The organism is Sphingobium sp. B10D7B, from assembly GCF_025961955.1.
Classification (GTDB): Bacteria; Pseudomonadota; Alphaproteobacteria; order Sphingomonadales; family Sphingomonadaceae; genus Sphingobium.
Window position 1 is genome coordinate 1,068,524 of sequence record NZ_JAOQOQ010000001.1, and the last position, 22,590, is coordinate 1,091,113.

Annotated in this window: 20 protein-coding genes and 1 tRNA gene; 10 read left to right on the top strand and 11 right to left on the bottom strand. The window is 65.5% G+C overall.

Annotation, left to right across the window (positions count from 1 at the left end):
- The 5 genes from M2331_RS05005 (at nucleotide 1) to M2331_RS05025 (ending at nucleotide 3,244) form a co-directional block, all read left to right on the top strand.
- On the top strand, nucleotides 1-744 hold the full coding sequence (locus M2331_RS05005; protein ID WP_181559257.1) for a TlyA family RNA methyltransferase: 744 nt from the start codon (nucleotides 1-3) through the stop codon (nucleotides 742-744).
- Nucleotides 745-858: 114 nt separating this feature from the next.
- Nucleotides 859-1,407, top strand: a complete 549-nt coding sequence (locus M2331_RS05010) for a TspO/MBR family protein (protein WP_181559258.1) — start codon at nucleotides 859-861, stop codon at nucleotides 1,405-1,407.
- A 38-nt stretch (nucleotides 1,408-1,445) separates the two neighbouring features.
- Nucleotides 1,446-1,724 carry an accessory factor UbiK family protein gene (locus M2331_RS05015; RefSeq protein ID WP_181559259.1) on the top strand — a complete coding sequence of 93 codons (279 nt, stop codon included), beginning with the start codon at nucleotides 1,446-1,448 and terminating at the stop codon, nucleotides 1,722-1,724.
- A 187-nt stretch (nucleotides 1,725-1,911) separates the two neighbouring features.
- The gene (locus M2331_RS05020) at nucleotides 1,912-2,418 is read left to right on the top strand and encodes a YbjN domain-containing protein (RefSeq protein WP_181559260.1); all 507 of its coding nucleotides are present in this window, start codon (nucleotides 1,912-1,914) and stop codon (nucleotides 2,416-2,418) included.
- Entirely contained in the window at nucleotides 2,405-3,244 is an 840-nt protein-coding gene (locus tag M2331_RS05025) for a pyrroline-5-carboxylate reductase family protein (RefSeq protein WP_181559261.1), read from the top strand. Before M2331_RS05020 ends, M2331_RS05025 begins: the two co-directional genes overlap by 14 nt.
- Nucleotides 3,245-3,248: 4 nt before the next feature.
- Here M2331_RS05025 and M2331_RS05030 read toward each other — a convergent pair whose 3' ends face one another.
- Entirely contained in the window at nucleotides 3,249-3,749 is a 501-nt protein-coding gene (locus M2331_RS05030) for a MarR family winged helix-turn-helix transcriptional regulator (protein WP_181559262.1), read from the bottom strand.
- A 180-nt stretch (nucleotides 3,750-3,929) separates the two neighbouring features.
- Between M2331_RS05030 and M2331_RS05035 the strand changes: the two genes are divergently transcribed.
- Nucleotides 3,930-4,004, top strand: a tRNA-Gln gene (locus M2331_RS05035).
- A gap of 92 nt (nucleotides 4,005-4,096) precedes the next feature.
- Here M2331_RS05035 and M2331_RS05040 read toward each other — a convergent pair.
- From M2331_RS05040 to M2331_RS05055, 4 genes are all read right to left on the bottom strand, one after another.
- A complete protein-coding gene (locus tag M2331_RS05040) occupies nucleotides 4,097-4,990 on the bottom strand; it encodes an ROK family protein (RefSeq protein ID WP_181559263.1) in 894 nt (297 codons plus the stop codon).
- 3 nt (nucleotides 4,991-4,993) lie between these two features.
- Nucleotides 4,994-6,109 (bottom strand): glycoside hydrolase family 68 protein, encoded by a 1,116-nt coding sequence (locus M2331_RS05045; RefSeq protein ID WP_181559264.1) that lies wholly within the window; start codon nucleotides 6,107-6,109, stop codon nucleotides 4,994-4,996.
- A 253-nt stretch (nucleotides 6,110-6,362) separates the two neighbouring features.
- Nucleotides 6,363-7,373 carry a LacI family DNA-binding transcriptional regulator gene (locus M2331_RS05050; RefSeq protein ID WP_264569950.1) on the bottom strand — a complete coding sequence of 337 codons (1,011 nt, stop codon included), beginning with the start codon at nucleotides 7,371-7,373 and terminating at the stop codon, nucleotides 6,363-6,365.
- Between the two features lie 116 nt (nucleotides 7,374-7,489).
- Entirely contained in the window at nucleotides 7,490-8,758 is a 1,269-nt protein-coding gene (locus tag M2331_RS05055) for an MFS transporter (RefSeq protein WP_264569951.1), read from the bottom strand.
- A 262-nt stretch (nucleotides 8,759-9,020) separates the two neighbouring features.
- On the opposite strand from M2331_RS05055, the gene M2331_RS05060 reads away from it, so the two are divergent.
- Nucleotides 9,021-10,031 (top strand): alpha/beta hydrolase, encoded by a 1,011-nt coding sequence (locus tag M2331_RS05060; protein WP_181559266.1) that lies wholly within the window; start codon nucleotides 9,021-9,023, stop codon nucleotides 10,029-10,031.
- Nucleotides 10,032-10,186: 155 nt separating this feature from the next.
- Nucleotides 10,187-10,777: a PAS domain-containing protein gene (locus tag M2331_RS05065; RefSeq protein ID WP_181561369.1), complete on the top strand. Its 591-nt coding sequence runs from the start codon at nucleotides 10,187-10,189 to the stop codon at nucleotides 10,775-10,777.
- 45 nt (nucleotides 10,778-10,822) lie between these two features.
- Here the strand turns inward: M2331_RS05065 and M2331_RS05070 are convergent, their stop codons facing one another.
- The 6 genes from M2331_RS05070 to M2331_RS05095 form a co-directional block, all read right to left on the bottom strand.
- Nucleotides 10,823-11,416 carry a superoxide dismutase family protein gene (locus M2331_RS05070; protein WP_181559267.1) on the bottom strand — a complete coding sequence of 198 codons (594 nt, stop codon included), beginning with the start codon at nucleotides 11,414-11,416 and terminating at the stop codon, nucleotides 10,823-10,825.
- A gap of 92 nt (nucleotides 11,417-11,508) precedes the next feature.
- The gene (locus M2331_RS05075; protein WP_181559268.1) at nucleotides 11,509-12,600 is read right to left on the bottom strand and encodes a YihY/virulence factor BrkB family protein; all 1,092 of its coding nucleotides are present in this window, start codon (nucleotides 12,598-12,600) and stop codon (nucleotides 11,509-11,511) included.
- A complete protein-coding gene (locus M2331_RS05080; RefSeq protein WP_181559269.1) occupies nucleotides 12,597-12,827 on the bottom strand; it encodes a hypothetical protein in 231 nt (76 codons plus the stop codon). The genes M2331_RS05075 and M2331_RS05080 overlap by 4 nt, the downstream gene beginning before the upstream one ends.
- Nucleotides 12,827-17,089 carry a translocation/assembly module TamB domain-containing protein gene (locus tag M2331_RS05085; protein ID WP_181559270.1) on the bottom strand — a complete coding sequence of 1,421 codons (4,263 nt, stop codon included), beginning with the start codon at nucleotides 17,087-17,089 and terminating at the stop codon, nucleotides 12,827-12,829. Before M2331_RS05085 ends, M2331_RS05080 begins: the two co-directional genes overlap by 1 nt.
- Nucleotides 17,089-19,245: an autotransporter assembly complex protein TamA gene (locus tag M2331_RS05090; RefSeq protein WP_181561370.1), complete on the bottom strand. Its 2,157-nt coding sequence runs from the start codon at nucleotides 19,243-19,245 to the stop codon at nucleotides 17,089-17,091. The genes M2331_RS05085 and M2331_RS05090 overlap by 1 nt, the downstream gene beginning before the upstream one ends.
- 221 nt (nucleotides 19,246-19,466) lie before the next feature.
- Nucleotides 19,467-19,907, bottom strand: coding sequence for a hypothetical protein (locus M2331_RS05095; RefSeq protein ID WP_264592299.1), 441 nt, complete (start codon nucleotides 19,905-19,907; stop codon nucleotides 19,467-19,469).
- A 251-nt stretch (nucleotides 19,908-20,158) separates the two neighbouring features.
- On the opposite strand from M2331_RS05095, the gene M2331_RS05100 reads away from it, so the two are divergent.
- On the top strand, nucleotides 20,159-21,598 hold the full coding sequence (locus M2331_RS05100; RefSeq protein ID WP_181559272.1) for an FAD-binding oxidoreductase: 1,440 nt from the start codon (nucleotides 20,159-20,161) through the stop codon (nucleotides 21,596-21,598).
- 86 nt (nucleotides 21,599-21,684) lie between these two features.
- Nucleotides 21,685-22,464, top strand: a complete 780-nt coding sequence (locus M2331_RS05105; RefSeq protein ID WP_181559273.1) for a SapC family protein — start codon at nucleotides 21,685-21,687, stop codon at nucleotides 22,462-22,464.
- Nucleotides 22,465-22,590: the final 126 nt, after the last annotated feature.

A 22,590-nucleotide genomic window follows, 5' to 3' on the forward strand; every position in this document is an offset into this window, starting at 1 on the left:
ATGGCCAAGAAGCGCCTCGATCAATTGCTCGTCGAGCGCGGCCTTGCCGAGAGCCGCACCCGCGCGCAGGCCCTCATCATGAGCGGCAATGTGCTGGTCGGCGACAAGCCGGTCGACAAGGCGGGGCAGGCGGTGCCGGAGGAGGCGGAGATCGTCCTCAAGGGGCGCGATCATCCCTGGGTCTCGCGTGGCGGACTCAAGCTGGCGCACGCGCTGGAGGCGTTCGCCATCGATGTGACCGGACTGGTGGCAATGGACGTCGGCAGTTCCACGGGCGGCTTTACGGACGTGCTGCTGACCAACGGCGCGGCGCGGGTCTATGCCATCGATAGCGGCACCAACCAGCTTGCGTGGAAGCTGCGGCAAGACCCCCGCGTCATCGTTCACGAGCAGACCAGCGCGCGTATTCTGACTGCCACGCATGTGCCTGAGCCGGTCGACATCATCGTCTGCGATGCCAGCTTCATCAGCCTCGCCAAGGTGCTGGAGCGCCCGCTGACCTTCGCGGCGCCCGCCGCCCGGCTCGTCGCGCTCATCAAGCCGCAGTTCGAGGCGGGGCGCGAAGAGGTCGGCAAGGGCGGCGTGGTGCGCGATCCGGAGGTCCACGCCCGCGTCTGCGCGGAGGTGGAGGCCTGGCTGGCCGCGCAACCGGGATGGCAGGTCACCGGCCTCACCACCAGCCCGATCACCGGGCCGGAGGGCAATGTGGAGTTCCTGATTGCCGGCGCGCGCGTGCCAGGATGAAGCAGGCGCGATCCTCTCCCGTGCAATCGGCATGCGGGAAGGGCTGGCGCGGCGCAACGCCATCGTTAAAGTCATGTCAACGCTGTGGGGATTCGGCATGAAGTGGGAGTGCGCGTGAACCAGATTGCATCGCGAAGTCAGTTGCGGATGTCCTTCCTCCGCTGGGCGCTTGTCACCATCCCCGCCATCGAGTTTCTCGGCTTTGTGTCGGGCTATCTGTCCAATAGCGGTTATGACAACCGCTGGTTCGATGCGCTGAGCAAGCCGGCATTGGTACCGCCCGGCTGGGTGTTCGGGACGGTGTGGCCCACCCTCTATCTGCTCATGGCCCTGGCGCTGGCAATGATCCTGCACGCGCGCGGCGCGAGGGGGCGGGGGCTCGCCATCACGCTGTTCATCGTCCAGCTCTGCATCAACCTCGTCTGGTCGCCCTTGTTCTTCGGCGCACATCAGGCGACTCTGGCCTTCTATCTGATCCTCGTCATTCTCGCGCTGGCGACGATCACCACCATCCTCTTCGGGCGGATTCGGTCTGTCGCGGCGTGGCTGATGGTGCCCTATCTTTGCTGGTTGGGCTTTGCGAGCGGGCTCGCCTTCGATATCGACCGGATGAACCCGGATGCCGAAACCCTTGTTCCGGCAGCCGTGCGTACCCAAATCTAGTCGATGGCCGCCATCGGTGGCGGCGAAGGATCAGACCCATGCAAAGTGAAAACCGCTTTTTCGACGACCTGTCCAAGATCATCAACGGCGCCGCCGGCACCGTGGCCGGGGTGGGGCGCGAGTTTGAAAGCAACGCCCGGGAGCGCGCGCGCGAGTGGATCGGCGGGCTCGATTTCGTAAGCCGCGAGGAGTTCGAGGCGGTCAAGGCCATGGCGGCGCAGGCGCGCGAGCAGGTCGAAGCGCTCGAGGTGCGGCTGGCTGCGCTGGAGGGCGGTGCGTCCAAGGCCGGCAAGCCGTCGGACAAGGCCGCAAGCTGAGTTTTCGACCGGCTATCCCGCATTTATCCACAACTTATTCACAGCAACATATCGCATTCCGGACAGGTTGGGCGCGGCTTCGCCGCCGCCTGCCTTTCCGCTTGCGCTGTGTCGTGCTACGAAGGGCTGTCCAGCAGGGGCAGGACGGCGCTGGCCGTTACAGGAAGTGGACTGACGGTTTTTGAGTATGATCGACCGGGATGAATTTACAGGCGGCGAGCAGGAAGCCGAGCCGATCGACATGCTGGCGGCCTATTTCGAGGCGCATGACTGGCCCTTCGAGCATGTCGGCGAGGACGAGCTGGTCGCGCGCCATCGTGGCAGCTGGACCGAATATGAGGTCCGGGCGATCTGGCGTGACGATGACATGGTGCTGCAGCTTCTCGTGCTGCCGGACATTCGCGTCGCCGATGATAAGCGTCTGGCGATCTGCGAAACAATCGCGCTCATCAACGAGCAGCTCTGGCTCGGCCATTTCGAGCTGTGGTCGGCGAGTAGCACGCTGCTGTTCCGTCATGGCGCCTTGCTCGGCCCCAGCGGATCGCTGACGCTCGATCAGGCGCAGTTGCTGGTGGAAAGCGCGATCGACGAATGCGAGCGCTTCTACCCTGTATTCCAGTTCGTGCTGTGGGGCGGAAAAAATCCCGCTGAGGCCATGGCCGCCAGCTTGATCGAGACGCATGGCGAAGCCTGAGGCTGGCCCGATGTGGCCTTCGCACCTTCTTCTGCTGGGTTGCGGTAACATGGCCGGGGCCATGTTGCTGCGCTGGCTCGACGAGGGCCTGCCTGCCGAGCGGGTGACGGTGGTGCGCCCCAGCGGCAATGCGGTCGCGCCGGGCGTGCGGGTGCTGACAGCGCTCGAAGGGCCGGTAGAGGGTGACACGCTGGTGATGCTCGGCTGCAAGCCACAGCAGCTGGCGGACGTTGCCGGGACAACGGCGCCGCTTCTCGGCCCCGAGACGACCATGCTTTCGATCCTTGCCGGCGTCCCAATCGCCCGCATTCGGGATGCTTTCCCCGCCATCCACTCGATTGTCCGTTGCATGCCCAATCTGCCCGTTCGGGTCGGCAAGGGTGTCAGCATTCTCAAGGTGGAAGACGCGGCTGACGAACGCGCGCGCGATCTGGTCGACGCCATGTGCAGTCGCCTCGGTCTGGTCGAATGGCTGGACGATGAGCAACTGTTCGATGCCGCGACGGCGCTCGCAGGCTGCGGCCCGGCCTTCGTCTATCGCTTCATCGATGCGTTGGCTGCCGCCGGCGCCGAACTCGGCCTCGCGCCGGATGCGGCCGCGCGCATGGCGCTCAAGACCGTGGAAGGCGCCGCGTTGAGCGCAGCGGCGGCGGATCGCCCGCCTGCCGATCTGGCGGATGCAGTCGCCAGCAAGGGCGGCATGACCCGCGAAGGGCTGGACGTGCTGGATCGGTCCGACGGCCTCGCCCCGCTCGTCATGGAGACGCTGAAGGCTGCGCGGGACCGGGGTGCAGTTCTCGCTGCCTTGTCTACCAAGGCCAGCTGAACCGTCAGCGCGCGATTTGCAGGGCGGCGACCAGTCGCTGGGTTTCCGGATCCAGCAGGCTCTCCAGCACCCGCCAGAAGCCGGTGACGGACGATTGCCCCGCTGCCGAATAGGCCGCCGCGAACCGCTCACGCACGGCATCGAAAAACGCCTGCTCGATGGCCTGCCCGGCAGGCGTCAGCCTCAGCAGCTTCTGCCGGCGGTCGCGGTCGCCCTTGTGGACCGCGAGCAACTCGCGCTCGATCAGCTCATCGAGCACGCGCCCCAGCGACTGCTTGGTCACGCCAAGCAGCGCGATGAGCGCCGACACGCTGAGATTGGGCCGCCGCGCGATGAAGTAGAGCGCCCGTTGATGCGCGCGGCCGAGCCGATGCTCATCCAAAATCGGGTCCATGGCCTGCGCGAACGCCATATGACCAAATTGCAGCAGTTCGATCCCGCGACGAATCTCCTCCTCGCGCAGGAACAGGGGGGAAGCTGCGGGACTGGATGGGGCGTTGCTCATGCGCCGTTTCATAAGGCCTGCGGGCAGGCGATGGAACTTCGTTCCGCAGCCCGATTACCCCTTTCGCAAGCAAGGCGCACAGGGGGAGCATATTCGCCTAAAGAGATCGCCAAACCACCGTTTCTCCGGCTTGGCATTTGCGCCCGGCCCTGTATATGGGCCGCTCGCAGCGCGCGATGCTGGGGCGTAGCCAAGCGGTAAGGCAGCGGTTTTTGGTACCGCCATGCGGAGGTTCGAATCCTCCCGCCCCAGCCATATTTTCCAGATCAATTCATATGGGAAGCGCCAATGCGGCAGGCGAACGCAGCGCCAGCGTCATTGCGCGGCGCAAGCGCTCCGTCGGAAGCTCAGTCCTGCAGCGCGGCCATGGCGAGCGCGATCGCGCCCAGTGGGCCGGCTTCGTCGCCGAGGCCTGCGAGGCACAGACGTTGCTCGACCGTCTCCTGCGTGAGAAAGGGCAGATAGCCGCCCAGATCCCGCAGCAACGTGGCGCGCACGGCGGGCAGGAGCGCAGCGCGGCTGGTGGCCACAGTGCCACCCAGCAGGATTCGCTCGGCCGCCGTGGTGAGGAACAGCGTGGCGACGAGTTGCGCCAGGTCGGAGCCCACGAAATCCCAGCGCGGATCGTCATCGGCGACATGCTCGGGGCTGGTGCCGAAGCGGGCGGCGAGGGCGGGGCCGCTCACCAGTCCTTCGATGCAGTCGCCATGGAACGGGCAGGCCCCGGCAAAGCTGTCGCTTGCCGCGCGCCGCACATGGATGTGGCCGATTTCCGGGTGCATGGCGCCGTGCACCGGCTTGCCGTCAACGAGCAGGCCGCCGCCGAGCCCGGTGCCGATGGTGATATACCAGAAGCAATCGAGATCGCGACCGGCACCCCAGCGATGCTCGGCCAGGGCCGCGCCGTTGACATCCGTGTCGATGGCCATCGGGCAATCGAGGCCGCGCGTCAGCCCGCCGGCAATGTCGGCGCCCGCCCAGCCGGGCTTGGGGGTGGGCAGCATATGGCCGAAATTATCGGATTTGCGGGACAGAGCGATGGGGCCGAAAGATGCGATGCCGATCGCGGCAATGGGCGCATCCGCGTGCCAGGCGCGCAATTGTGCGTTGGCGGCGGCCAGCGTCTCGTCCGGCTGGGTGGTCGGAATGCGAACCCGCTCGACGATGCGATCACCTTGAGCGAGCAGGACGAAGGTCTTCGTCCCACCCAGCTCGACCCCGGCAAGGCGCGCGCTCGACATGGCTCAGTCGATAATCCGCGTCGTCTCGCCATCTAAGGCGAGGCGAAGGAACGGCGCGAAGGTGCCGGCAAAGCGCTTGGCGCCTTCGGCAGCCTCGCCACGGCCCCAATCGTCCGCGAAGGCGGTGACGGAGAGATCGGGCAGCACCAGCCAGCTATAAGCCTGACGCGGTGCTTCCAGCGGGTTGGCGATGACGAGGCCGGAACCGTTCAAGGGTTTCCACCCGTGCGTGATCTGCTTGGACACCATGCCGTAAAGGCCGGTCGGAGCGCGGGGGGCTTCCGGGTTAAACACATGGGTCTGTGTGGACCAGAACAGATAATAAAGTCCATTGGCCAGCACGATGTGCGGCCGCTCCAGCTCATTGTTGAGGCCATCGGCGCTGATGATCGGCGCGGTCACCTCCCACTGGCCGAGGGCGTCGGGCTTGGCGCGCGCCGCGCCGATCACGCCATTATAGGCAGATTGCGAGGTGGCCAGCGATCCCGTGAACAGCAGCCAATGCTCGCCGGTCGCCGGATCGAGGAGATAGCCGGGATCGCGAAAGGCCTTGATGGTGCCGAGGCCGCCACCGGCTGACAGCGGATCGGCATAAAAGCGCGGGTCGCGCGGGAAGGATTCGCGCAGATTGCGGCAATTCTCGACGGACCAGCCGCCATCCTCGCCGACCAGATCGGCCTCGACCTCGAACAGGCGTTGCTCGAAGCTGAGTTCGCTCTCGCCGCGAAAGCCGGCGGCGGTGAAATAGAGCGTCAACCGGCGCCCGTCATTCTCCAGATAGGCCGAGCCGGACCATTCCCGGCTGCCGGGCGAGAAGCCATCGGGCATCACCGGGCCATAATGCCGCCAATCATCCCCCCGCCGCTCGAACAAATGAATGCGGGCATGACCGTGACGGTCATCCGGGTCGGCAAACCAGGGCGAGGCCAGCGCCATCCACAAATCGGCCGGCGCCGGCGAACCGTCGCGCTGCAGGATGGGCCAGGCGTCCCACACGCACACTTCGTCACTGATCCGCGCCACATCGGCCTCGCCGATGAGCGGCGCCACGCAGGATGGGGTCAGTTTGAGGTGATTAAGCTGTTCGACCGTCCAGCGGGTCGTGCTGATATCGTTCATGGAGAGCCAGTTAGGTCAGAGAAAGAAGAGGGCGCGAGTGCGCAGGAGGCCGGGGCAGGCGATGTCCGGAAAGGAGGCGTTCGCAACTGTGTTGCAAGGCCATTGACCCCTCGCGCCATGCTGCAAATATGCGCGCGATTGCGCCTGAATTTCGATCATTGTCCCCGTTCCTCAAGTCCTCGCAACCAATACGCCATTGGCAATCGATTACAACCATTTTGGAACAGGGCTGTCGCAGCGGAAAATCGGTCCGTCAGGTGGAGCCGCGCACCACCAGAGCGGGGTTGAGAATGATCGAACCGGTCTGTCGGCCCTCGATGCGCTTGAGCAGGCAGTCGACCATCTGCGTGGCGCCGCTGGCGATATCCTGATGGATCGTGGTCAGCGGCGGCACGATGCTCTGAGCAATCGGGAGGTCATCGAAGCCGACGATTCGCACATCGTCGGGGATCGACATGCCCCGGCTGATGACGGTCTGGACGGCGGCGAGTGCGATCATGTCCGAGGCCGCGAAAATGCCGTCAGGCAGTTGATCGACCTGATCGAGATAGGCGTTGATGTCCGGCGCACTGAGCTCCGGCGCGAGGTGGGTCGGCACTTCGGTCAGCATCACCTCTGCCGCATGATCCTGCTGCACCGCGCGTGCGCCCTGCAGGCGCTGGGCGATCTCGATGGCGCGGGGATTGCCGAGGAACGCCACGCGCTTGCACCCGCGTTCGATCAAATGGCGCATCGCCATCTGGCCGCCGAGGAAATTGTCGGTGCCGACCGAGCAATGGCTTTGGCCCTGGGTGAATGCGCCCCAGGCGACCATCGGCAGATAATGGCCGGCGGCGGCGTTGAGCACGGCGGACTGGTCGGACTGGCCGATGATGATCAGGCCATCCACCCGCGCGGTCTTGATGATCCCCTCCAGCCAGTCGTCCCGGTCCGGAATGACCCGCGACAGCATCAGGTCAAAGCCGCGCTCGGTGAGTTCATCGGCCAGGAAACCGATGATCGTCATGAAGAAGGGATCGGAGATATGCTGGGCGCGCTCATGGCCAAGCGGGATGACCACGCCGATCGCCCCGGTCTTGCGCGTGCGCAGGTTGCGGGCGAGCGGGCTCGGCTGAAAACCATGTTGTTGCGCCAGCTTGCGGATGCGCTCGGCAGTCTCGGAATTGACCACGGCCTTGCCGGCCAGCGCGCGGGAGACGGTCGCGGCGGAGACACCGGCGAGCTCTGCCAGATCGTAGATTGTCCGAACCTGCTTGGGTTTCAACGCTCCTGTGTCCTCTCGCATCCAAAGGCCAAACAAATGGCATCTCTAGGGCGCAGGCGGGTTTTGCCAAAGCATTTTTCCGGCGCGGGCCGCAGCGTCGGTGCCGGGAGGGCCCGTCAGGCGGTCGGGCCGGTGTCGCCGATGATGACTTCCTTGCGGTAATCGGCGCTGTTGCGCTCGGCGAGACGGCTCGCAAACGGCTGCTTGCGCCAGTTCCAGATGCACTGGATGGCAAGGCCGGTCGCCATCAGCGCGCCGAGCGCGATGCTGTAGCGCGCGTCGCCGAGCCCGTCGCCGATCAGCGCCATCGCAAGCGGGGCGATGACAGCGCTGAGGCAGGTGAAGAACAGCAGCAGCCCCGCAACCGAGCCGTGGCGCGCCTTCTCGAAGCAGCTGATGCCGGTCGAGTTGATCGTGGGGTAAAGCACGGACATGAACAGGCCGGTGGCGGGCAGGGCGTAGATGGCGACGCCCCGATCCCCCAGCACGGCGATCCAGAACAGGATCGTCATTGCGACGGTGCACACGGCGAGCACGGCGGTCCAATCGTAACGGGCGAGCAGCCACACGCCGAGGAAGCGACCGGCAGCGCGAAGCACGAAGAAGATCGAGACGGCATAGACCGCGAGCCACGCGTTCGAGCCCTCGTAACTGGCGAGGAATGTCGGCGTCCACACGTAGATCGCGGCTTCCGCGCCGACATACAGCATCAAAGCGGTGGCGAAGAACATGGCGGTGGGATCGGTCATCATCCGGGCAGCATCGCGCGGATCGGCAGGCTTTTCATCGGCCCGCACCGGGGTCGGGAAGCGCGCGCCGAATGCGCCCAGCACGAGCAGGGCGCAGATGCCGGCGGCGAGGAAGTAGACCCACTTCCAGCTCAGCCCTTCCTGCAGCGACCAAGCGACGACGGCCGGGCCGACAATCGCGCCAGCGCCGAAGAAGCCCTCGACCAAGTTCATGATCGTCGAATGCTCGCGCGTCGAGCGGGAGATGTCGCCGATCAGCGCGAGCGCGCCGGCCTTGAAGATGCCGATGCCGATGCCGGAGATGAACAGCAAGGCGACGAAGAACAGAAAGTCATGCCCGGCTGCGAAGGCGACAGAACTGAGGCCAAAGAGCGTCAGGCCGATCAGGATCGTCGCCTTACGGCCGATGCGATCTGCCAGAAAGCCGAGCGAAATGGCCGAAATAGCGATGCCGGACATCGTCGCATATTGGAACGATCCCGCCGCCGTCATGCCCAGATTGAACTCGCGGATAATCTGCGGAATCACCGTGCCGACCGAATCGGTGGTCATCGCGAACATCGCGAACATCAGGAAGACCAGCCATTTCAGCAAGGCCGATGCGTTGCTCGGCTGGATGTGGGGGCGTTCCGTCACTTCGCGATCCTCTCGGCCTTATCGTTCCATGGCAGCTTTGGTCGAACCAAGCTGCCTGCAGATTATCATTCCGCAGCAAGGCGCGGCGGACGAAGGCATGGCTGTAATCGATTGCTTTCGCAATGTCGATTGGCTCAACGTCGGCAGATGTGGCGGGCGGCCCACACCAGCAGGGCGGCTTGCAATGCAATCGATTACCGCTAGTGTCCGCGGCGATGTGAACATAAGCCGGCTCAGCGGCGACGATGATGGGACAGGACTGATGGCGAAGGAAGACGGCGCACTGGATCGCAGGGGCTTTCTGGCGGCAGCGGGCATTGCGGCAGCCGTGGCCGGTGCAGGAAGCGTGCCGATGGCCGCTGCCCAGCCGCCGGCTGGGATGCCGCCTCGCGTCATTCCGCCTTCCTGGACTGCCGCGCCGATCATCGACCTGTGGACGGGCGCGCCGCCCGAGAACGGCTTTTCTGCACGTCCTCTGCCGATGGACAAGGCGCCGCCGGTTTTCATGCACAATGTCGACAAGCCCTATCTGCGCGTCTTCCGACCGGCCAAGTCTAATGGCCGCGCGGTGCTGGTCATTCCCGGCGGTGCCTACATCTTCATTTCCATCGATAATGAAGGGGCGGAAGTCGGGCAGGCGCTGGCGGAGCAGGGCTATACGGTCTTCGTCCTCGTCCACCGGCTGCCGGGGGAGGGCTGGACGAACCGGTCTGACGTACCGCTGCAGGATGCGCAGCGCGCCATGCGGCTCATCAAGTCGATGGCCGGGACCTATGGCATCGATCCTGATCAGGTGTCGGTGCTCGGCTTCTCGGCCGGCGGGCATCTAGCGGCGACGCTCATCACCGATTTCGCGCAGCCGGTTTACGCCCCGCGCGATGCCATCGACCGGCTCGATGCGAGGCCGCGCACTGCCGGGCTGATCTATCCGGTCATCAGCATGCGCATGCCGGATACCCACACGGATTCGCGCAAATATCTGCTGGGCGAGAAGCCCGATCCCGCATTGGTCGCCCGGCGGTCGCCGGCCGCCCATGTCGGGTCGCAGACGCCGCCCACGTTCTTGATGCACGCGTTCGACGATCCGGCGGTGCCGCCGTCGAACAGTCTGGAGATGCTGCAGGCGCTGCGTGTCGCGGGGCGGCCGGTGGAGGCGCATTTCTTCGAGGAAGGCGGCCACGGTTTCGGGCTGGGCTGGCCGCAACTGCCGGTCCGCCAGTGGCTGGGGCTTTTCGTGGCCTTTCTGGATCGGCACGCCCGGCCGGAGGGCTGAAGAAGGCTCACAGCTTGGCTCCTCTTCTGAAGAGGAGGGGAACGGGGCTGGCGGGCTAAAAGACTGCGATGAGGCGCGCAATAAAATGCGTCCGGACACCACCATTCTCCCGCCAGACCTTGGCGGTGCCTACCGCTTTTGATATCGCTGCCGGCATGGCGATAAGCGACATCATCGATGCCAGTTCGACCGCAGCGGTGATCAGCAATCCCCGGTTGCCCGATAACCCCATCATCGCCTGCAATGAGGCGTTTCTGCGTCTTACCGGCTATAGCCGTTCGGAAATTCTCGGACGCAATTGCCGCTTCCTGCACGGGGCGGAAACGGAAGCCGCATCAAGCGAATTGCTGCGCTCGGCGATCCGGCAGAAGAAGCCGGCCATTGTGGAGATCACCAATTATCGCAAGGATGGCTCGCCGTTCCGCAACGCGGTGATGATCGCGCCGATGTTCGACAGCGATGGCGGGCTGGAATATTTTCTAGGGTCTCAGGTCGAGGTTGCTGCCGTGGCATCCGCCGGGGCGGACAGCCGCAAGGGCATGGCGACCGCGCGCGTCTCAGCACTCACGGAGCGGCAAAGACGAATCCTGGTGCTGATGTCTGCCGGCAAGCTCAACAAGCAGATCGCATTCGACTTGGGCCTCAGTGAGCGGACCGTGAAAATGCACCGCGCCGCGCTGTTTCAGGCGCTGGGCGTCCGAACCGGAGCGGATGCCATCCGACTGGCTGTCGAAGCCGGTTACTGATCTCGCGATCAGCCCCGGCTTCGAGAAAATCACCTAAATGCGCGGTCAGGCGCCCGCCTGGAAGACGCCGCACGCAATGCGCCCGCCGCTATCGCCAGACGGATCGGTGCGCTGGTCGTCCGTGCCTTCATGCACGACGATCGCCGAGCCATCGGTGTCCATCAAGCCGGCCATCGTGGCGCCCTTGAGCGTGTATTCGAGCGTACCCCGGCCATCCTCGCCAATGTCGATGTTCGGCATGTCGCCGGCATGCTGACCCTGCGGGTTCTCCAGACCATGTTTGGTGCTGGCAGGATTCCAGTGACTGCCCGCCGTGGTGAAGTCGGGCGCATCGCACTTGCCGGTCATATGTACATGGACACCCTTGCTCCCTGAAGGCAGGCCCTGCAGGGCGAGCATGATCTGCAAGCCGCCATCCATGGCGCGGATGGTCGCGGTGCCGGCCGGCGCGCCCTGCGCCGTCTGCAGGGTCGCGGTGGCGCTTTCGCCGCTCGCCATATTGCCCGTGGCATTGCCCATCATGGCATTGTCGGCAACATTATCGGCCGGCACGGCGTTGTTCTGCGTGTGATCGGGGCTGCTACAGGCTGCCAAACCCAGCGTGGCGATTGCGGCCACGGCGTAAATCCTTGCAGTCACGGCATTACTCCCATTGCTTACGGATATAGAGCGAACACGAGAGGGAAGCGGATCGTTCCCGAAAAGATTGGCAGCGTCCCCGGCGACCCCGCTCAATGCGCCTTGTTGGCGGCCCGATCGGCGTCGCGCCTTCGCTTCTTTTCGAGCAATATGCGGCTGGCATCATTGACCGCCAGATTATCTGCCATCACCGCGCCGCGATGGCCGATCGGGCGATCCGGCCCGATGGTGGAATCGACCATTGTCTGCCGCTCCATCTCGCTGTTGACCTCTGCGCCGATCAACACTGCATAAGCCGAGAGGAACAGCCACATGAGGAAGATGACGACGGCGGCAAGCGAGCCATAGGTCGCGTTATAATTGGTCAGATTGGCGACGTAGAAGCCGAAGCCCAGCGTGATTCCTACCCAAAGCAGGGTGGAGAGCACCGACCCCACCGACAGCCAGCGCCATTTCGCGGCTCTGCGGTCTGGCGCATAGCGGTAGAACACGGCGAAGGTGAGGCTGATGAGCACGCCCGCGAAAATCCAGGTCGCCAACTGGATGATCAACGCCGAGCCGCTGCCGATGTAATCGGAGAGCACGCGCCCGGCATAAGTGAACAGCGAGATCGCCAAGGTGCCGATCACGCCCACCGCGACCATGCCGACGGTGATGCCGGCGGCCACGCCGGTGGTACGGAAGAAATTGCGCGTCTCATGCTCTTCATAGATGATGTTGAGGGCCGCGATCATCGCCGTCGCCGAGCGCATGGCGCCATAGATCGAAAAGGCGAGGGCCAGCAGCAGGCCGAAGCCCTGCGCCGCCTTGCTGGTCGTCACGATAGCGAGAAGCTGCTCTTCCAGGATCGTGAGTACCTCCTGCGGCACGAAGCCGCGCAGCAGATTGACATTGCTCGCGACGATCTGCGGATCGCCAATGAGGCCATACAGCAGAACGATTGAGGCGATGAGCGGCACGAAAGCCAGGAAGGAGAAGAAAGCGACCCCGGCGGCGAGCAGGCTGAGATTATGGAAGCCGATCATCACGTAGATGCGCTTGAGGATCGCCCACCACGCTTTGGGCGGCAGAGAGAACGGCGAATCGCCCTTTGCGCCAGGGATTTCTTCGGCAAGCACTTCGAGTTCCTGGGCAGAGATCGGGCGGTCCTCCTTGTCTTGGTCGGTGTCGGTCTGGCTGGTCATGGTTGGGCCGTGGCGTTGTCGGCCACATCATTTTCATCGATGGGGAGGGCGAGGCGGCCGGCCGCGGCAGAGGCATTGAGTTGCTCGTCGAGCTGCGCCTGCATATTGGCCGCCATGCCCTCGATCCGGTTGGATTCGGTAGCGTAGCGCTCATCGAAGCTCGGCTCCTTGCTGCACCCCGCCAGCCCGAGCACTGCCAGCATCGACAGGATCGTCACCGCGCGCATCAATAATCCTTCCGGTAGCGCAGGTTCACGCCGGACCCGCCGAAGTTGCTGACCGAACTCAACACCGAGAGCGCTTTCGAGAGGCTGATTTCCAGCTGCGTGGCGGTATGGCCGCGCGCATCGGTGATGATCTCCACATAGACATCATTGCTGATATACTGACCTACCGCGAGCGACGTGCCCCGGCCCGTCTCCTCGTCAGCCCCGAGCAGGCGCAGCCGATCGATGCCACCGGCCGATTGCAGCACGCCCAGCGGATTGAGGCCGCCCGAGCCGCCACGCAGCGAGTTGAGCGAGGCGGCCAGCTGCACGGCCTGGATGGCGCTCAGCTCGCCCACCGAATTGCCGAACAGGATGCGCGCCATCAGCTCGTCCTGCGGCAGGCTGGGCGTGGAGGTGAACGCGATCTGCGGGTCCTGAGCATTGCCGGTGATCGTGATGGTGATCGTCACGTCCTCGACTTCGCCGCTCGCAACGATGCGCAACTGCGGGTTGGTCATCTCCGGTCCGCTGAAGGTGATCCGGCCTTGCTGAAGCTCGAAGGAGCGCCCGGCAAAGCCCAGCGTGCCGCGCACGAGGTTGACGCCCCCTGTGATCTGTGGCGCTGCGCTGGTGCCAGCGACGCGCAAATCCGCCGCCCATTCGGACTCGAGGCCCATGCCGCTCACATAGATCTGGTTATCCGCCTGTACGCGCAGGTCCAGCCGCCAGTCAGAGGGGATGGTCTTCATCGGCTCCGGCGCGCCGGAGATGCGCTCGCGCTTGAGCGTCGGCTTGCGCCGCACGCCGGTTAGCGTCGGGACTTCCGCGCTGCCCTGGAAGACGATGCGATAGCGCGTCTCGGGCAGGGTGAGGCGCCCCGTGATCGTCGGTGGCTGGTTGGGGCCGTTGACCACCTGGATCTGGCCGGTCGCCCGCGCCTGCAGGCCATCGCTGCGCGCCAGCTGCGCATTGTTCATGTCGATGCCGAGCTGGATGGGGAAACCCTGATCGGAATTGAGCGAGACCGATCCGCTGGCGCTGACCGTGCCATTGCCGGCATTGGCGGTGAGGCTCTCGACCTCCAGCCGGTCGTTGGTGAAGCGTCCGCGCACGGCCATGTTGGTGAGACGGGTGCCGTAGCTGGTGTTCTCATAGGTGAGGTTGCTGGCCCGCACGACACCCGTGAGTTGCGGCGACCGGACCCGTCCGCTGAAATCGGCGGCGACCCCGACTGGACCCTTGAGGCTCTGGTCCGGCAGCGCGGCCAGCGAGAAGAGCACGTCGGCCGGTCCGTTGTAGCGCAAGCCGCCGGACAGAGGCGCGGCGAGCAGGCGGGTCGACCAGCTACCCGCGCCCGGCCCGAGCGGCTGGAGGCTGACCTTCATGCGGCCGATCGCGGCGCCGCGCCGGCGGATGAGCGCATTCGCCTCCCCACCTTGCGGGATCAGCCGGCCGGCGAACTGGATATCGACCGGTTCGGAGACGGCCGCGAGGCTGGTGCGGGTGAAATCGTCGATCGTCAGGCGGGCGTCGGCGGCGGGGAAGGCCGTCTCGCTGGCCTGGGTGAAATCGAGGCTGCCGGTGGCCTTTCCGCCGAGGCCAAGGCCGGGCATGAAGGGGTTGGCGATGGCGAGGTTGAGATCCTGCATCCGCGCCTGCACGGCCATGCCGTCGCCATAATGGCCGGCGAGGTGCAAGGTGCCTCCGCCGACCGTGAGCCGCGTCGGGGCGAGCGTATAGCGTCCGTTCGAGGGCACGATGCGCATCGGCGAGCTTGTCTTGACGTCGACGCCGTTGAAGCGACCGTCCAGCGCGAGCTGCCACAGGTCCCGCGCCATGCGGGCGTTGGCGGCCAGGCGGAACGGATAGCGCGTGCGGCCCTCGACCAACAGCTTCGCCTGACCGCCGCCGTCGCGATAGTTCAGCGTGCCGCGCGCGACCGCGATGGTGAGATCGCCCATCCGCGTGCCGGCAAGCTGCGCATCGGCAACGACCTGCGGCTGCTCGGTCAACAGAATGTCCGCCTTGATGAGCGCCTGCTCCACAGTGAGGCCGGCCTTGCCGGGCAGGCTGGCATTGCGCGCGTTGGCATCCACCAGCGCGCGCTGGACGGCACCCTGCGCGGAGAGTGCAACCCGCCCGTTGATGCCGGACCCATCGGCCAGCAATGTGCCCTCGAACGGACCGGCGCGGCTTTGCGAGACGCGCCCGGAGAGGCCGACGCCGCCGAAGCTCGTGCCTTGGCGCACGTCAACGGTCAAAGGCCCGCGCGCAGTCATTACAGCCAGATTGAGGTCCAGCGGTCCGTAGTCGGAGGCGCCTTCGCCCTGCACCAGATAGGTGCCGTTTTCGCCCCGCACGGTCGCCGTCAGATTGGCCAGGCCAATGCCAAGGCCCGGCCGCTCGGCTGCCAGCCGGACCAGCGGCCGATTGACCGTGCCTGTGACCTCGACGCCCAGCGGGCCATATTGATCCGAGCTTCCGCGCCCGGAGAAGCGCACGCTGCCATCAGCGCCGTAGCGACCGCGCGCGCCGGTCATGCGGAATTGTGGCGCCGAGACGTTCAGCCGCTCGACGCTGGCCACGCCATTGCTGTCATAGCCGACATCCGCGACGATCAATGCATTGCCGCCGAGGAAGCTTTGCAGCCCGTCGTTCAGCAGGCGTGTCGAGCGCGCGGTGACGCGGCCGCCGAGGCGGAAAGAACCGTTCTGGCCGGTTTTGAGGTCCATGTCGGTTTGGAGGTTGAAGATGCCCACGCTCTCGACCTGATAGCCATTCACCCGGCCATTCAGGGCGCCCGTGTAGAGCGCGGTGTTGAGGTCGGCCACGATCACGGCGGTGGCGTCGATCCGGTCGGACCGCAGCCGCATATTGTCCGAGAGGATGCGGCCATTGGCATAAGCCAGGTCGCCGTCCAGGCTGACATTGGTGAGCAGTGGCTCGATGCTGGCATTGACGCCGCTGATCCGCCGGGCGCGTCCCTCGACGGGGATCATCCAGCGGTCCTTATCCAGCGCGGCGCTCCCCGAGACGGCGAGACCCTCGATCAGTGTGGCGCCAAAGCCGATCTGGCGGGCATTCACGCCATAGCGGATCGTCGGCGCGACGAAGGCGCCGTTGAGCGTGGCGTTCATCGCGATGTCCGCGCCGCGCAGGTTTTCGGCGATCACGCTGGGCTTGGTGAGCCGGAAGGCGAGATCGAGATTCTCCATGCGGCTGGCACCCAGATCGATGAGGCCTTGGGCGCCGAAGGTGAAGTTGTCGCTGGCCAGGCCGCCACGAATCTGGGCGCGGCGGTCTGCGAGGGCAGCGGTCATGTCGATTTGCGTCACCGGCTCGAGCATGGCGCGAGCCGGGCCGGTGAGGAAAAGCCCGGGCCGCAAGGGGCCGCGCACCGTGAAGGTGCCGTCGCGGCCCGTGATCGCGACATTGGCGAGGCTTTCGCTGCCCATGCGGCCCGTCAGCTTGCCGGTCCAGCTCTGCCAGTCACCCTTGCCGGCCAGCGCGATGGCTGTCGGCTGCGCGATGCCGGTGTAGCTCGCCAGCAAGCCCTGCGCCGGGGCGGTCACGCGCAGATCGACCGCCAGACGGTTGGATTCCGGTACGGCATCGAGCATCAGCGCGAGCCTGTCGCCACCCGCAACGCCCGGCGCCACAAGGGCGCGCCCGTCCGCCTTGATCCGCGCGCGGCGGTCCGCAATGTGGACCGTCCCGGCGAGGCCGAGCAGGTGCTTGCGGCCGGTCACCGGCGCGTCGATCTGCAGGCGGCCGATGTCGAGCCGGTTCACGTCAATGTCGAGATCGGGCAGCAGCGGCCCATCGCTGGATGGCGTCGGCTTGAATTCCGGCGAGCGATGCAGCCGGGCGGCCGGGATCAACAGGGAGCGGATGTCGACATGGCTGCGCGCATAGGCCAGCGGCCGCCAGTCCATCTCGATGAGCGGCGCGCTCAGGAACACGCCCTTTGTGTCGCGCACCTCCACATTGCGCAGGCGCATGGCACCGAAGATCGAGCCGTCGATCCGCCCAATGCCGATCGACATGCCGTTCTCGAACTTTAGGCCGGTGATCTGTCGGGTGACAAAGCCCCGCCCACTGTCGCTGTTCAGCCAGGCATAGCCGCCAATGATCACGACCAGCAGCAAGGCGAGCAGTGCGCCGATACCGATCAGCACGCGGCGCGGCCAGCTCCGGCGGCGGACGATCACGGTGTCGGCGGTCGTCTGTTCCGGCATGTCCGAGGCGATCGGCGCGGGGGGTGGGGTCGGATCAGCCATCAGAAAGCCTGCCCGATGGAGACGTAGACGGAGATACGGGATTCTCCCGGCTGGCGGTTGATCGGTGTGGCGACATCGAGCCGCATCGGGCCGAAATTGGTGTAGAAGCGACCGCCTATGCCGACGCCGAAGCGCCAATCGTCAAAGCGGGGGACCTGGCTGGTATAGACCTGCCCGCCATCGATGAAGCCGACGATGCCATAATCGCCAAAGCGATAGCGCACTTCCGCGGCGGCCTCGACGAGGCTGCGGCCGCCGATGGGGCGGGCGTCGGGATCCTTGGGGCCGAGTTCCTGATAGCCAAAGCCGCGCACCGATCCGCCGCCACCGCCGTAGAAGCGCCGCGAGGGTGCGATCTGCTCGCGCGCCGCGCCACCAATCATGCCGACGCGCGCGCGGCCGGCCAGCACGAAGCCGTCCGAGATGGGATAGTAGCCCGTGCCTTCCAGCAGGGCGCGGGCGTAGGTCTGCGCGCCGCTGCCGAGCGATGCCTCCGGCGAGAGCCAGGCGGAGATCCGGAAGCCACGGGTCGGGTCGAGCAGGGAGTTGGATGTGTCGAACGTCACCTGACCGGGCAGCGCCGCGACATAATAGGTCCGCCGGCGCAGCTCACCGGCGTCGAAATTATAATCCTGCTCGTTCGAGCCGAGCAGCTCGAAGCCGAAATTATAGGTCAGCCGCTTCTGCCAGATCGGCGTGCTTTCGTAGGCGATGCGGCCATAAAGACGGCCCGTAAACGCCTCGAACGCGTCGAAATTGCTGTGGCGTGCATCGATGCCCAGTTCCACGCTGCGGTCCCGCTTGCCGGCATTCGAGCGACGGAAGGACACGCCAAGGCCTTGCTCCAACGTCCCGGCCGTGCCCTGAACGATCAGCGCGCCCTCGGGCGGGAACATGTTCCGGTGCGTCCAGCTCCCCTCGACCTTGACGCCCTGGCCCGTGCCATAGCCGGCTTGGGCGGCGAGGGTGCGGGCGGGGCCGGCCTCCTGATTGACGATGAGGGTCGCATAGTCCGTGCCGTCGCCCGCGGGCTCGCCGCTCGGGCGGGGCGTCACGGATCCCACGGAGAGCAGGCCGGTGGCGATCAGCGCCTGGCGAAGATCATCGATCTTGCGGCTGTCATACAGCTCCCCTTTGCGGAAGCGGGCGATCTTCTGGATATGGTCCGGCTCAAACACCGGCTTCTCGCCCTCGACCACGATGTCGCCGAAGCTGCTGCGGGGGCCGGGGGTGATCGGCAGCGTGTAGTCGCCAGCCTCCGTTTCCGGATCGAGCACGATATCACGCTGGCCGACATTCACGAACGGATAGCCGTTCTCCGGCAGGGTGACTGCGATATTGGCTTCCGCGCCGAGAATGCGCTCCGCCACGATGGGGTCGCCAGTGCGGGGCCGGAAGGCGCGGGTGATGAGGTCTCCGGGCTGCACCGGCGGCGCATCGAACCGGATCTCGCCCAGATGATAGCGCGGGCCGGGCGTGGCCTGCAGGATGACCGTAATCGGCCCCTTGCTGTCCTGCTCGGGAAGCTCCAGCGAACCCCGCACCGTGGCATCGAAAAAGCCCTGCGAGGAGAGGATATCGACCAGCAATTTCTGGTCTTCCTCCAGCCGGGCATTGATCATGGCGCCATTGTCGGCCTTGCCATCGCCATCTTCGAGGGCGGAGAGCGACTTGAACTGGCTGACAATGTCTCCGCCATCGACGGGCAGCACCGGGCCGGTACCGTCCAGCGCGGAGAGACCCTCGATCTTGTAGCTGTAGCGCAGCGAAGGCGCGGGCCCCTCGTCAGCCTCGGTATACTGGCTCTCGTCGAAGGTTTCGACATCGAAGGCGTTAAGCGGGGTGAGGGGCCGGTCGAGTTCCTTGTCCAGTTCGGGCGGAGCAGGCAGGCCATTATCCTCCGATTGTTCGGTGGTGGTCGGCTCGGCGCTCACGCTGGCATCTCGGCCGGTGCTGGCCGCGCGCCGGTCTGCGTCGGCTTCCCATGCCTGGACGCTGCCAAGGGGCGCGCTTTCATCAATCGGTGGAATGCTGGCGTCGAACTCTTCGTCTGAAATGATCGCCTCAACAGGGGCCGCGTCTGAATTTCGGGTCGGCTGCGTCTGCTCGGTCGCTGGGGCCTGGGCGTGTGCGGCATGCGCGAGAAGGCACAGCATCCCGGCACTCGCCAGCAAGCTTCCACGCCAGGCTTTTCCAAAGTTCTGCGTGCTTGGCTTCAAGCCTGCCTTCAGTAATCTTAGTCGCAACGACGGCTCCCCTGTCGCGATTGACGCGACGTCCGCGAGCCTTGAGGCTCCCCGTCATGATAATGCTGCGGCGGCGATATGGTTTCTGGCCTCGAACGCGGGAAGCGAAATTCCGCCCCGCTTATCGGCAGTTATCGATCAGATCGCGCGCGTCTTTGGTCGTCATCAGGATCGGCGCGCACGACCTGGGGCGTGAGGCGCGAGAAGCGCTCGATCTCGCAGGCAGAGCCATTGCGAGCATGGAGCATGTCCCGCCCGGCGCACAGGACGCCATCCTTGTCGGGCGAGATGTAGAAGCCGGAATAGAAGTCCGCCGCCCGGCAGGCCCGCCCCAGATGCGCGCGGTAGCGCTCGGTGTTGCTCACCACCATCGTCACGCCATCGGCATGCGTCACCACCGCCGCGCGGATCAGGTTGAGCGGCAGGCAACGCGGGCCGCGGCCTTCCTTCCACTGGATGACCGGGGGCGCCGGTGCGGCTGTTCGGGGTTGCGCCGGCATGGTCGGGATGCGGATGATCACTCGCTGTTCGATGGAGAGCTGGGCGAACTGGACCTGTCCCATGCGGGCCATCGGGCTCATCTCTGGGCTCGCCACGCGCTGCTCGGCCTCTACGGCCTGCGATGCTCCCAAAAGCAGGAGCGGCAGCAAAATGGTTGGCGACGATGCTGGCAATGAACTGACCCCAGGGGAGGAAAATGCCCTAACCCTTACCGCTTGAACAGCCGATTAATTGTATGATCAACAACGAAGACGCGCGCTTCGCAAGCATTTTTGCGCGCAGATGGTGGCCATGCGGCGGCGCAGAGGGCATATAGGCGGGCATGATCTCCGAGACAGTTCTGGACGCCTTTCGTGCGATTGCTGGTCCCCGTGGCCTGATAGAGGATCGCGATCTGATCGTGCCCTGGCTGGGAGACTGGCGCGGCAAATATCATGGCGAGGCGGTCGCCATTTTGACGCCACGCTCCACGCAGGAGGTGGCCGCGATGGTCCGCTGCGCGCACGATCATGGCGTCGCTCTGGTGCCGCAGGGCGGGAATACCTCCATGGTCGGCGGCGCCACGCCCCCGGCCGATGGCAGCGCCCTCATCCTTTCGCTCCGCGCGATGAACCGGATTCGCGCGATCGATCCTGCCGCCAATCTCGCCGTGTGCGAGGCAGGTGTCATTCTCTCGACCCTGCATGAGGCGGCAGCGGCGGTCGGCCGGCGGTTTCCGCTGAGCCTCGGCGCCAAGGGGTCGGCGACAGTGGGTGGGCTGGTCTCCACCAATGCCGGCGGGACGCAGGTGCTGCGGCACGGGACCATGCGCGCGTTGGTGGAAGGTATCGAGGCAGTGCTGCCGGATGGCACGATCCATGATGGGATTGCCGCGCTTAAGAAGGACAATCGCGGTTACGATCTCAAGCAGCTGCTCATCGGGGCGGAAGGAACGCTGGGGATCGTGACGGCCGCGAGCCTTCGTCTGGTGCCGGCGATCGCCGATCGGGCCGTGGCCTGGGCCGGCGTGGAAGACCCCGCGCAGGCGCTGGCGCTGCTACGATTTCTCGAACGGCGCCTCGGGTCCGTCGTCGAGGGGTTCGAGGTGATGGCGCGCGACACGCTCGGCCATGTGCTCGATGTGATTCCCGACACCCGCGCGCCAATCGAGACCCGCACGCCGTGGAATGCGCTGATCGAGGTGGATCTGGACGCGGCCGACGAGCAAGAGAGCGCGGCTGCCCGGCTGGAGGCCGCTCTGGCCGAGGCCTTCGAACAAGGTCTGGTCGTCGATGCGGCCATCGCCGCCAGCGAGGCGCAGGCCGAAGCGTTCTGGAAACTGCGGGAAAGCGGATCGGAGGCGGAGCGGGCGCAGGGGCCTGCGCTGCAGTTCGATGTGAGCGTGCCGATTGCGGACATGCCCCGCTTCATGATCGAAGCGGCAGCGGCGTGCGAGGCGCGGTTCCCGGGGGCGACGGCTTCGTCCTTCGGGCACCTTGGCGATGGCAATGTGCACTTCCATGTCCGCGCGCCAGCCGGCACCGGCCCAGGGCAGGGGGCGGATTGGCTCGGCACGCACGGGGAAGAGGCGACGCGCTTCGTCAACGATATCGTCGTGGCGATGCACGGATCGATCTCGGCCGAGCATGGGATCGGCCAGATGAAGATCGCGGAGTTTGCGCGTCTTACGCCACCCGCCCAGCTGAATGCGGTGCGGGCGATCAAGCGGGCGTTCGATCCACAGGGCCTATTCAATCCCGGCAAGCTTGTGCCCCTTGCCTAGGCCCGAGCGGCCCTTTATGGCCGGGCGTCATTCAGCCGGCCCATCGGGAACGGGCTGATCCATGTCCGTTTCAGGAGACCGATGTCATGGCCAGCGCGCCACAAGCCCAGAATTTGCCTCTGCTTTATAACGACCTGGTGCCGCTCAATGTCGAGCAGCACGGCAAGTACACGCTGCGCAACTATGACACCGCGCCGCATATCGTGGGCGTCCACGCCGTCCCGCTGACGCTCGACGAGTTCGCGCAGGCCCAGCGTTTCCTGCCGATCGTCTTCTCCAGCGGCCCCAATCCCGTGCCGCTGGCGCTGATGGGCCTCAACGAGGGCGTCAACACGCTGGTCGACAGCGAGGGCAAGCTGCGCCGCGAGGACGGCTATGTTCCCGCCTATATCCGTCGCTACCCCTGGATGCTGGTGCGCCTGCGTCCGGATTCCGATGAGCTGTCGCTGTGCTTCGATCCGACCAGCGAAATCGTCGGTGAGTATGAGGACGGTCGTCCGCTCATCGAAAATGGCGAGGCCAGCGAGCTGACCAAGGAACTGCTCGCCTTCTGCCAGCAGTTCGAGGAAGCGGCGATGCGCACCGGCCAGTTCGTCAAGGAACTGCAGGAGCAGGAGCTTCTGATGGACGGCGAGCTGAGCATCCAGATTCCGGATCAGGAGCAGCCCTTCGTTTATCGCGGTTTCCAGATGGTCAATGAGGAAAAGCTGCGCGAGCTGCGCGGCGACCAGCTGCGCAAGTTCAACCAGAGCGGTGCGCTTCCGCTCATCCATGCGCATCTGTTCTCGCTGCAGGGCATGCGCGAGCTGTTCTTCGCTCAGCGCGCCCTCGGCCTTGGCCCGGTGCCGGCTTACCAGATCAGCTAAATCGCGCCCCTCGCTCAGGCGCTCGATTTTTTCGGCGGGGCGAGGCGATAAGTTGAAAAAATCATCTACCTCTTGCGGCCCGGGCTTGAAAAGGCTCGGGCCGTGCCTTAACTTCAAAATACGCAA

Bases quoted from the DNA above. Each gene is read 5' to 3' on its own strand.
- M2331_RS05005 (WP_181559257.1), top strand. From the start codon at position 1: ATGGCCAAGAAGCGCCTCGATCAATTGCTCGTCGAGCGCGGCCTTGCC.
- M2331_RS05015 (WP_181559259.1), top strand. From the start codon at position 1,446: ATGCAAAGTGAAAACCGCTTTTTCGACGACCTGTCCAAGATCATCAAC.
- M2331_RS05020 (WP_181559260.1), top strand. From the start codon at position 1,912: ATGATCGACCGGGATGAATTTACAGGCGGCGAGCAGGAAGCCGAGCCG.
- M2331_RS05025 (WP_181559261.1), top strand. From the start codon at position 2,405: ATGGCGAAGCCTGAGGCTGGCCCGATGTGGCCTTCGCACCTTCTTCTG.
- M2331_RS05030 (WP_181559262.1), bottom strand. From the start codon at position 3,749: ATGAGCAACGCCCCATCCAGTCCCGCAGCTTCCCCCCTGTTCCTGCGC.
- M2331_RS05040 (WP_181559263.1), bottom strand. From the start codon at position 4,990: ATGTCGAGCGCGCGCCTTGCCGGGGTCGAGCTGGGTGGGACGAAGACC.
- M2331_RS05045 (WP_181559264.1), bottom strand. From the start codon at position 6,109: ATGAACGATATCAGCACGACCCGCTGGACGGTCGAACAGCTTAATCAC.
- M2331_RS05060 (WP_181559266.1), top strand. From the start codon at position 9,021: ATGGCGAAGGAAGACGGCGCACTGGATCGCAGGGGCTTTCTGGCGGCA.
- M2331_RS05065 (WP_181561369.1), top strand. From the start codon at position 10,187: ATGGCGATAAGCGACATCATCGATGCCAGTTCGACCGCAGCGGTGATC.
- M2331_RS05075 (WP_181559268.1), bottom strand. From the start codon at position 12,600: ATGACCAGCCAGACCGACACCGACCAAGACAAGGAGGACCGCCCGATC.
- M2331_RS05080 (WP_181559269.1), bottom strand. From the start codon at position 12,827: ATGCGCGCGGTGACGATCCTGTCGATGCTGGCAGTGCTCGGGCTGGCG.
- M2331_RS05085 (WP_181559270.1), bottom strand. From the start codon at position 17,089: ATGGCTGATCCGACCCCACCCCCCGCGCCGATCGCCTCGGACATGCCG.
- M2331_RS05090 (WP_181561370.1), bottom strand. From the start codon at position 19,245: ATGCTGTGCCTTCTCGCGCATGCCGCACACGCCCAGGCCCCAGCGACC.
- M2331_RS05095 (WP_264592299.1), bottom strand. From the start codon at position 19,907: ATGGCCCGCATGGGACAGGTCCAGTTCGCCCAGCTCTCCATCGAACAG.
- M2331_RS05100 (WP_181559272.1), top strand. From the start codon at position 20,159: ATGATCTCCGAGACAGTTCTGGACGCCTTTCGTGCGATTGCTGGTCCC.
- M2331_RS05105 (WP_181559273.1), top strand. From the start codon at position 21,685: ATGGCCAGCGCGCCACAAGCCCAGAATTTGCCTCTGCTTTATAACGAC.